Source organism: Caulobacter sp. P4_E5 (genome assembly GCF_056401555.1).
In genome coordinates, this window is record NZ_JBFUJD010000155.1 from 1 (window position 1) to 2,139 (window position 2,139).

Here is a 2,139-nt window from a genome sequence, read left to right on the forward strand (position 1 = left end):
GGCCGCCGGCGCCGCCCTGGCCCAGGAAGGCCCGCCGCCCGGAGCCCCGCGCCAGATGCCGGCCCCGGAAGACATCTTCAAGCGCTGGGACGCCAATGCCGACGGCGTGGTCGACAAGGCCGAATGGACCGKCGCCGGCCGTCCGGAAGATCGCTTCGCCATGATCGACGCCGACAAGGACGGCAAGGTCACGCTCGCCGAGCTGAAGACCGCCTTCGAACAGATGCGCGCCCGTCGCATGCAGCAAGGCTTCCCGCCCCCCGGGGGCTCCCCGCCGCCGGAAGGCGCCCCGCCGCAGAACTAGGCGTCCTTCGGGAGCCGCTTCGAACGCCGCCCGATCCGCTCGGGCGGCGTTTTCGTTTTAGCCGAGCGCCCGGGCGCGCTGCGTCGCCAGCGGCAGGGTCCCGGGCCACAGCACCGTGTCGTGGAAGGCCCTGAGGTTGAAGCCACGGCCCTGACGCCGGCGGGCCGCCTCGCGCAGGCGGACCAGCTCCAGCCAGGCCAGCCCCTGCCCGGCCGGACCGCCCGGACCGATCGCGGCGCGTTCGACATCCTGGGCGATCGGCGCGAACACTGGTGGCGGGCCTTGCAGGTCGGCGAACCAGGCCTCGGCCTTGGCCCGGGTCCAGCCCTTGACGTGCATCCCCGTGTCGACTGCCAGGCGCCCGGCGCGGAACAGCATCCACTGCACATAGCCCAGCTCCGACAGCGGATCGCCGGCGAAGGCGCCCTCCTCGTCGGCGACCTGCTCGGCATAGATCGCCCAGCCCTCGACGAAGCCGGGACAGGCCAGGCGCGAGCGCAGCGGATGCGCGCCGGAGCCTTCCTCCAGCGGGATCTGCAGCATGTGACCCGGCACGCTCTCGTGGTGGACGACGCTAGGCAGGGTCCAGCTGGGCCGGCTGCGGATGGCGGCGAGATCGACGAAATAGGCCCCCGGCCGCTTGCCGTCGAAGCTGGGCGGGTCGCGATAACCCTGGCGCGCGGCGGCTTCGTCGGCCTGTGACATCCGCGAGATCCGCGCCGTCAGGGTCCCGGGCGGAACCGCGCCAAACGACCGGGGAAGCCGCGCCTTGGCCTTCTCCAGCCAGACGTTCATGTCGGCCACCAGCTTGTCGTGGCCGGCGTCGTCGTCGCTGTAGAGCCAGCGCGGGTCGCGCGACAGGACCGCGAGCCGGGCGCCGACCGTCCCCTTCGTTAGGCCCCGCGCCCGCAGCAGCCTGTCGGCGCGCGCGCTGAACATCCGGGCGGCCTCCAGGCCTCGCGCGTGCGCCTCGGCCGGGGTGATCGCCATGCCGAGGTTCAGCTTCAGCACCAGTTCGTAATAGGCCTGGGCGTCCTTGAAGCGCACGCCCGCGCCTTCGCCGGCCTTGGGCCTGAGGGCGATCAGCGCTTCGCTCTGGCGGCCCAGAGCAGCGCCGAGATCCGCTGGCGCCCCGGCGGCCGCCTTGGCCAGGCCCGCCGCGACCTTGTCGATCACGAAGGCCGGCGGGATCACGCCCAGCGCCGCGTCGGCGCGCAGCTTGTCGGTTTCGGCGTCCAGCTTGGCGACCAGGGCCGACGGGGCGTCGCCGCCGGCTTTCACCGCATCGGCGGCCTTCAGCCACGTCCCGGCGCGGGTGGTGACGACATAGGGCGAGCCCGGCCCCGTTCCGAACGGGAAGCGGCGGGCGATCTCGGCCTCGGTCTCGAAGGCCTGGAGAACGGAATCGCGATCCAGGCGCGCGTTCGGCGACAGGCTCTCGGCTGGAAAAGCCTTCAGCGCCGCCAGCCGTTCGACCGCTGGACCGCCCTTGRCCAGCTTGTCGAGCAGGGTCTTGAGCGCCGCGTCGGCGCCGCCTCGCGCCAGGACCGGCCCGGCCGCCAGCAGCGCGCTCCCGGCGGCGGCGCCTCCCAAGGCTTGGCGGCGACTGAGCATGACGTCCTCCCGGGATTCTCGTTTGTCCCTGTCTTACGCCGCCTGACACCGGTGTCCAGGCGACAGCGGCGACGCTGAAAAGATAACGGTAACAAAGCTAGTGACAACGCTGTCTTCTTACCGCTAGCTTCGCGGCCAAGGCGCGCAGTCGACGCGCCGGCGAGGAAACCTTGATGATCCGTCCGGTCGCTCTCTGTCTTGTTTCGCTGCTGGCCCTGACC

General features: G+C 72.0%; 2 protein-coding genes. One reads left to right on the forward strand and one right to left on the reverse strand.

Annotated features, from left to right (window positions below):
- Window positions 1-304, forward strand: a 304-nt coding sequence (locus AC1DSO_RS24680) for an EF-hand domain-containing protein (protein WP_477071317.1), incomplete at its 5' end; no start/stop codon positions are given.
- 57 nt (window positions 305-361) lie between these two features.
- Here the strand turns inward: AC1DSO_RS24680 and AC1DSO_RS24685 are convergent.
- On the reverse strand, window positions 362-1,918 hold the full coding sequence (locus AC1DSO_RS24685; RefSeq protein WP_477071318.1) for a DUF885 domain-containing protein: 1,557 nt from the start codon (window positions 1,916-1,918) through the stop codon (window positions 362-364).
- Between the last annotated feature and the right edge of the window lie 221 nt (window positions 1,919-2,139).